Consider the following 6,995-nt stretch of genomic DNA (forward strand, 5'->3'; position numbering starts at 1 on the left):
GAGCCGGGGGCGCGGGTACGGCGCCCCCGGCGCGGTCATCAGTTCTGCTGGGCCAGGCGCTTGTTGATCTCGCCCTCGACCTGCTTGGCGGCATCCGCGGGGGACTTGCCGTTGAGCACGGCCGTCATGTACGACTTGATCGGGTTCGGGGTGTTCTCCACCGCACCCCACTCGGGGATCAGCGGGGTGGTGCCGCCGACCGCGGCACCCGGGGCGATGGCCTCGGCGACGAGGTTGCCCTTGAGGTTGGTCTCCAGGGCCTTCTTGTTCGGGATGACACCGTTGAGCTTGGCCAGTTCGCCCTCGTACTGGTCGGACAGGGCGATCTTCAGGAACTCCTTGGCCAGGGCCTGCTTCTTGCTGCCCTCGGCGACGGCGAGGTTGGAGCCGCCGAGGAAGACGCCCTCGGGCTTGTCCGCGGTCTCGCCGGGGATCGGGAAGTAGCCGAGGTCCTTCTCGATGGCCTTGTTGGCGGTGACGGCCGTACCGGCCTCCCAGCCCATGCCGATGAACGCGCCGGTCTTGCCCTTGGCGAAGACGTCGGCCTGCTGCGGGGTGGCCTCGTCCTTGTCCTTGGGGGCCTTGGAGTAGGACTGGTACTTCTTGTAGATCTCCATGGCCTGGGCGACCTTGGGGTCCGCGAGGTTGGAGACGTACTTGTCGCCGTTCTTCTTCACCAGGTCGGCGCCCTGGCCGATGGTCAGACCGTCGAAGAAGTACCAGTTCTGGCCGGGCAGGTAGAGCGGCTCGGCGTCGGTCTTCTTGCCGATGGTCTCCAGGTCCTTGAAGAACTCGTCCCGGGTCTTCGGGGTGTCCTTGATGCCGGCCTTGGCCCAGATCTTCTTGTTGTAGATGACGACGCGGCTGGTGAAGTACCAGGGAGCGGCGTACTGCTTGCCGTCGTAGACGGAGGACTGCGAGACCGACGGCGTCCAGTCGGCGCCGATCTCCTTCTTCAGGTCGCTCAGGTCGGCGAGGCCACCGGTGGCCGCGTAGGCCGGGGTCTGGGTGTTGCCGACCTCCAGCACGTCCGGCGGGGCGGACTCGGACAGGGCGGTGGTGATCTTCTGCTGGATCCCGTCCCACTTCTGCGTCTCGAACTTCAGCTTCGCGCCGGTCTTCTTCTCGAACGCGGCCGTGACGTCCTTGACCCACTGGTCCGGCGTGGAGCCGTCCATCGCCCAGACCGTCAGGGTCTGGCCCTTGAAGCTGTCCGGTCCGGCGTTCTTGCCGCTGTCGTCCCCGTCGTCCCCGCCGCACGCCGACACGGAGACCATCATGCCCGCGATCACGATCGCGGCCGCAAGCTTGCGCTTCACGCCACCCTCCTCAGGGATGCCACTAACCCCCCACGCCCTCGGCGGTGACCTGCGTACGACGCTGTTGCACGTAGGGCTCGGGACCTGGCCACTAATGGTGTAGACCAGTACGGTGGAGCTTGGCCTAGACCTTTTGGAGTGTCAAGGGTGGTTCGGGAAGCCGGTCCGGGCCGTTACGAGAAAGTCACCGGAGCGCGTCCATCCGCGTTCCGTCCCTTTCGCCCGGACCGTTCATTTGGACTAGACCATAGGGCAGTTGGTCGCTATAACGGGAGACCGTCGACACAGCCGGGAAGGCAGGCATGACCACCGACGTCAGCAGCGCCCAGCCGTACAGGGGGGCCTCCGGCCGCACCGCGCGCGTGCCGAAGTACTACCGGATCAAGCAGCGACTGCTCACCATGGCCGAGGCACTGCAACCCGGCTCGGCCATGCCCGCGGAACGCCTGCTGGCCGTCCGGTTCGACACCTCGCGCACGACCGTCCGCCAGGCGCTCCAGGAACTCGTCGGCGAGGGCCGGCTCGACCGGATCCAGGGCAAGGGCACCTTCGTCGCCCAGCCCAAGCTGTACCGCACGCTCCAGCTCACCTCCCACACCGAGGACATGCGCGCCCAGGGACTGAGCCCGGCCTCGCAGATGCTGGACGTCGGGGAGGTGCCCGCGGACGAGAAGCTGGCGGGCCTGCTCGGCATCGGGATCGGCGAGAAGGTGCTCCGCATCGAGCGGCTGCGGCTGGCCAGCGGCGACCCGATGGCCATCGAGACGACCCACCTGTCGGTGCGGCGCTTCCCCGGCCTGCGCCGGTCCCTGGCCACGTACCCCTCGCTCTACACGGCGCTCGCCGAGGTGTACGGCGTCCACCTCGCCGAGGCCGACGAGACCTCCCTGTCCACCCCGCGCGAGGCGCAGTTGCTCGCCACCGACGTCGGGCTGCCGATGCTGCTGCTGTCCCGGCACTCGCGGGACGCGGCGGGCACCCCGGTGGAGTGGGTGCGCTCGGTGTACCGGGGCTCCCGCTACAAGTTCGTGGCCGCGCTGCACCGCCCGGACACCCCGCCGGTCCGGCACAGGACGGCTCCGCCGGGCGACGCGGCACGGGACACCACGCCCGGCGTCACACCCGGGTGAGCCGCCGGACGACGCGGCACGGGGCACCACGCCCGGCCTCACACCCGGGTGAACGCCATGCCACCGTCCCGGCACTCGCCGGACTCGGTGGGCACCCGGCGGAGTCGGTGCACTCGGTCACCGGGGTCCCCGCCACAAGTTCGTGGCCGCGCTGCACCGCCCGGACATCCCGCCGGCCCGGGACGGCGGCGATGACGCGGGACGGGGTACCACGCCCGGCGTCACTCCTGGGTGAGGGTGATGCTCCGGCTCGTCACCGCGTGGAAGGCCGGCAGCAGGATGATGCCCGAGGGCCGCAGTTCCGTGAGCGTGGCCTCCACCTGGGCCGCGCCCGCCTTCAGCGTCCTCACCGAGGCCTTGCCGGAGTTCTCCCAGCGGTGTTCGGCGCCGTCGCACCGGGCGGTGCTGCCGCCGACCCCCTGCTTGAGGCGGGCGTCGCCCTGGCTGAGCGAGGAGCTGACGAACACCGGCCCGGTGCCGCCCGTGCAGCGGTAGGTACCGGACAGCGTGATGGTGCCGTCGGACGCGAGCCGGCCGACGGGGTCGACGGTGACCAGCTCGGAGGGGTCGGCGGCGGCCGGGGCGACGGCGGCGCACAGCAGCGCGGCGGCACCGAGGGCCGCGGCGAAGGCCGGGACGAGGGCGGGGCGTACGGGCATGGGATACCTCCCGGTTCACAGGGGTCGAGGGCTTCCACTGGTACCGGGCGGCCGGGCCGCCGGACGTGACCGTCACCCCATCGGTGGCGCGTCACGACGCCGTCCGGGCCGGTCGGGACGGGTACGGCGGGGCGCCGCGGGGACCCGGGGGCGCCCCGCCGATGAGTTTCCGGCGGCCGTGCCGTCCACCCCTCGACGAAAGGAGCGCACCATGCGCGAGATCATCATGTGCACGTTCCTGACGCTGGACGGCGTCATGCAGGCACCGGGCGGTCCGGACGAGGACGCCGAGAGCGGCTTCACGCACGGCGGCTGGCAGAAACCGGCCTCCGACGACGAGGTCGGCGCGGCCGTCGCCGGCTGGTACGAGCACTCCGACGCGATGCTGCTGGGCCGCAGGACGTACGAGATCTTCGCCTCCTACTGGCCGACCGCCGACCCCGCCAACCCGTTCACCGCCCGGATGAACGCCATGCGCAAGTACGTGGCCTCCCGGACCCTGACGTCCGTCGAGTGGCAGAACTCCACGCTGCTGCGGGGCGACGTCGTCGACGCCCTGCGCGAGCTGAAGGCGTCCGACGGCGGCCGCATCAACGTGGTCGGCAGCGGCGACCTCGCCCAGACCCTCATGCGGCACGGCCTCGTCGACGAGTACCGGCTGACCATCCATCCGGTCGTCCTCGGCACCGGCAAGCGGCTGTTCGCCGACGGGGCGGTCCCCACCGCGCTGGAGCCGGTCAGCGTCTCGACCACGAAGGGCGGCACCGTCGTCGGCGTCTACCGCCCGACCGGGCAGCCCGGCTACGACAGTTACTAGGCGGACCGCGAGGCCGGGCGGGGCCGCCTACGGCAGGACGGCGAACCCGTCCAGTTCCAGCAGGGCCCGCTCGTCCCACAGCCGTACGACCTCCACGACGGCCATCGCGGGATAGTCGCGGCCCGCCGCCTCCCGCCAGATGCGGCCGAGTCGGGGGGCGTGGGCGCGGTAGGCGGCGACGTCGGTGGCGTAGACGGTGACCCGGGCGAGGTCGGCGGGGCTGCCGCCGGCCGCGCGCAGGGCGGTGAGCAGGTTGCCGAGGGCCTGCTCGAACTGCTCGGGCAGGGTCTCGCCGGTGATCCTGCCGTCGCCGTCGAGGGCGGTCTGGCCCGCGAGGAACACCACGCGGGAGCCGGTCGCGACGACGGCGTGCGAGAAGCCCGTGGGCGGGGCCAGCCCGGGCGGGTTGACGCGCTCGGCCGTCACTGCTCCTCCTTGTCCGCGGTGGCGTACAGCTCCTTGGCGATGATGCCGCGCTGCACCTCGCTGGCGCCCTCGTAGATGCGCGGCGCGCGCACCTCGCGGTAGAGGTGTTCCAGGAGGTGGCCGCGGCGCAGGGCGCGGGCCCCGTGCAGCTGGACGGCGGTGTCGACGACGTACTGCGCGGTCTCGGTGGCGAGCAGCTTGGCCATCGCGGCGCGCCGGGGCACGTCGGCGGCTCCCGCGTCGTGCGCCGCCGCGGCCGCGTACACCATCAGGCGGGCCGCCTCGGTGCGCAGGGCCATCTCGGCGACCTGGTGGGACACGGCCTGGAGGTCCATCAGCCGTCCGTGGAACGCCTCGCGCCGGCGGGTGTGGGCGACGGTGGCGTCCAGCGCGGCCTGCGCCATGCCGACCGCGAACGCGCCGACGCTGGGGCGGAAGAGGTTGAGGGTGCCCATGGCGACGGCGAAGCCGCGGTCGGGTTCGCCGAGCACGTCGGCGGCGGTGACGGGCACGGCGTCGAAGCCGAGGGCGCCGATGGGGTGCGGGGAGATCATCTCCAGGGCGTCGCCGGTGAGCCCGGGCCGGTCGGCCGGGACCAGGAAGGCGGTCACCCCGCGGGCCCCGGCGCCGGGTGTGGTGCGGGCGAACACGGTGTAGAAGTCGGCCTCGGGGGCGTTGGAGATCCAGCACTTGGCGCCGGTGAGCCGCCAGCCGTCGCCGTCGGGCTCGGCCGCGAGGGCCAGCGCCGCCGCGTCCGACCCGGCGCCGGGCTCGCTCAGCGCGAAGGCGGCCACCGCGCCGCCGTCGGCGACCCGGGGCAGCCAGCGTGCGCGCTGGTCCGGGGTGCCGTGGGCGTGCACCGGGTGGGCGCCCAGGCCCTGCAGGGCGAGCGCGGTCTCGGCCTCCGCGCAGGCCTGGGCGAGGGACTCCCGCATCAGGCACAGGTCCAGCGCGCCGGCGCTGAACAGCCGGGCGAGCAGGCCGAGTCGGCCGAGTTCGGCGAGGAGCGGCCGGTTGACGCGGCCGGGTGCGCCCCGGTCGGCGAGGGGGCGCAGCCGCCGGGCGGCCAGGTCGCGCAGCTCGGCGCACCAGGCGCTCTGCTCGGGTCGGAGCGAGAATGCGGACACGGCCGGTCCTCCCTGGCGGGGTCACGTCTCCGGGGCGGGCCCTCGTCCCCGTCCGTCCCCGCCGCCTGAGGTTATCGCGTGCAGTTGACTGCCGTCACCAACACGATACGCTCAAGGCGCGAGCCCACCAGATAGCCCGTTCGGACAGCTGTCCCGGACATCCGTCACGGCAAGGGGGCGCACCGCCATGCATGCCTCGGCCCACGTCGACACGTTCGCGCGCGACCATCTGCCCCCGCCCCACGAGTGGCCCGAGCTGCGGTTCGACCTGCCGGAACTGCGCTACCCCGAGCGGCTGAACTGCGCCGCGGAGCTGCTGGACCACGCCGACCCCGCCCGCCCGGTCTTCCGCACCCCGGACGGCGCCGTCTGGTCCTACGGCGAGCTGCGCGCGCGGGTCGACCGGATCGCGCACGTGCTCACCGGTTCCCTGGGCGTGGTCCCCGGCAACCGGGTGCTGCTGCGCGGCCCCACCACGCCCTATCTCGCCGCCTGCTGGCTGGCGGTGCTGAAGGCGGGCGCGGTCGCGGTCACCGTGCTGGCCCAGCAGCGTCCGCACGAGCTGACGACCCTGTGCGGGATCGCCCGGGTGGGGCACGCGCTGTGCGACGTCCGCGTGGTGGACGACCTGGTGAAGGCGCGCATACCCGGGCTGCGCGTCACGACGTACGGCGGTGACGCACCCGACGACCTGCTGCGCCGCCCGGCCCCCGCCGGCCCTTACCCGGCGGTGGGGACCGCGGCCGACGACGTCGCCCTGATCGCGTTCACCTCCGGCACGACGGGGCGTCCGAAAGGGTGCCTGCACTTCCACCGGGACGTGCTGGCGGCAGCCGACACCTTCTCGCGGCATGTGCTGCGCCCCCATGAGGACGATGTCTTCGCCGGCACTCCCCCGCTGGGCTTCACCTTCGGCCTCGGCGGGCTGGTGATCTTCCCCCTGCGGGCCGGCGCCAGCGCCCTGCTGCTGGAACAGGCGGGCCCCCGCCACCTGCTGCCCGCGATCGCCGAGCACCGCGTCTCGGTCCTCTTCACCGCGCCGACCGCCTACCGCGCCATGCTGGAGGAGCTGGACGGGCACGACGTGACCTCCCTCAGGCGCTGCGTCTCGGCCGGCGAGAACCTGCCCGCGGCCACCTGGCGGGCCTGGCGCGACCGGACGGGCCTGCGCATCATCAACGGCATCGGCGCCACCGAGCTGCTGCACATCTTCCTGTCCGCCGCCGACGAGCGGATCCGGCCCGGCAGCACGGGGGTACCGGTGCCGGGCTGGCAGGCGCGCGTGCAGGACGGCCGGGGCAGGCCGGTGCCCGACGGTGAGCCCGGGCTGCTGGCCGTGCGCGGCCCGGTCGGCTGCCGCTACCTCGCCGACCCGCGGCAGCGGGAGTACGTCCGGGACGGGTGGAACGTCACCGGCGACACCTACGTCCGCGAGGCCGACGGCTACTTCCGCTACGTGGCCCGCGCCGACGACATGATCATCTCGGCCGGGTACAACATCGCGGGCCCGGAGGTGG

At 72.9% G+C, this 6,995-nt stretch carries 7 protein-coding genes; 3 read left to right on the forward strand and 4 right to left on the reverse strand.

The annotated features are described in order from the left end of the window. Positions 1–38 precede the first annotated feature (38 nt). Entirely contained in the window at positions 39–1,319 is a 1,281-nt protein-coding gene (locus IE312_RS22400) for an extracellular solute-binding protein (protein WP_189984137.1), read from the reverse strand. Between the two features lie 302 nt (positions 1,320–1,621). On the opposite strand from IE312_RS22400, the gene IE312_RS22405 reads away from it, so the two are divergent. Further along, the gene (locus IE312_RS22405) at positions 1,622–2,449 is read left to right on the forward strand and encodes a GntR family transcriptional regulator (protein ID WP_189984138.1); all 828 of its coding nucleotides are present in this window, start codon (positions 1,622–1,624) and stop codon (positions 2,447–2,449) included. Between the two features lie 221 nt (positions 2,450–2,670). Here IE312_RS22405 and IE312_RS22410 read toward each other — a convergent pair whose 3' ends face one another. Next, complete coding sequence (locus tag IE312_RS22410; protein WP_189984139.1) at positions 2,671–3,108, reverse strand: DUF6299 family protein; 438 nt, start codon at positions 3,106–3,108, stop codon at positions 2,671–2,673. 211 nt (positions 3,109–3,319) lie between these two features. On the opposite strand from IE312_RS22410, the gene IE312_RS22415 reads away from it, so the two are divergent. Then, the gene (locus IE312_RS22415; RefSeq protein WP_189984140.1) at positions 3,320–3,925 is read left to right on the forward strand and encodes a dihydrofolate reductase family protein; all 606 of its coding nucleotides are present in this window, start codon (positions 3,320–3,322) and stop codon (positions 3,923–3,925) included. A 27-nt stretch (positions 3,926–3,952) separates the two neighbouring features. On the opposite strand, the gene IE312_RS22420 is transcribed toward IE312_RS22415, so the two are convergent. Continuing rightward, positions 3,953–4,351: a RidA family protein gene (locus IE312_RS22420; protein WP_189984141.1), complete on the reverse strand. Its 399-nt coding sequence runs from the start codon at positions 4,349–4,351 to the stop codon at positions 3,953–3,955. After that, a complete protein-coding gene (locus tag IE312_RS22425; RefSeq protein ID WP_189984142.1) occupies positions 4,348–5,478 on the reverse strand; it encodes an acyl-CoA dehydrogenase family protein in 1,131 nt (376 codons plus the stop codon). The genes IE312_RS22420 and IE312_RS22425 overlap by 4 nt, the downstream gene beginning before the upstream one ends. Before the next feature lie 187 nt (positions 5,479–5,665). On the opposite strand from IE312_RS22425, the gene IE312_RS22430 reads away from it, so the two are divergent. Then, the coding region (locus IE312_RS22430) for an AMP-binding protein (RefSeq protein WP_306419794.1) at positions 5,666–6,995 on the forward strand (1,330 nt) is incomplete at its 3' end.

This window comes from Streptomyces capoamus (genome assembly GCF_014654935.1).
Lineage (GTDB): Bacteria > Actinomycetota > Actinomycetes > Streptomycetales > Streptomycetaceae > Streptomyces > Streptomyces capoamus.

Excerpts from the sequence above, each read along its gene's own strand:
- IE312_RS22405 (WP_189984138.1), top strand. The coding sequence starts at position 1,622 with ATGACCACCGACGTCAGCAGCGCCCAGCCGTACAGGGGGGCCTCCGGC.
- IE312_RS22410 (WP_189984139.1), bottom strand. The coding sequence starts at position 3,108 with ATGCCCGTACGCCCCGCCCTCGTCCCGGCCTTCGCCGCGGCCCTCGGT.
- IE312_RS22415 (WP_189984140.1), top strand. The coding sequence starts at position 3,320 with ATGCGCGAGATCATCATGTGCACGTTCCTGACGCTGGACGGCGTCATG.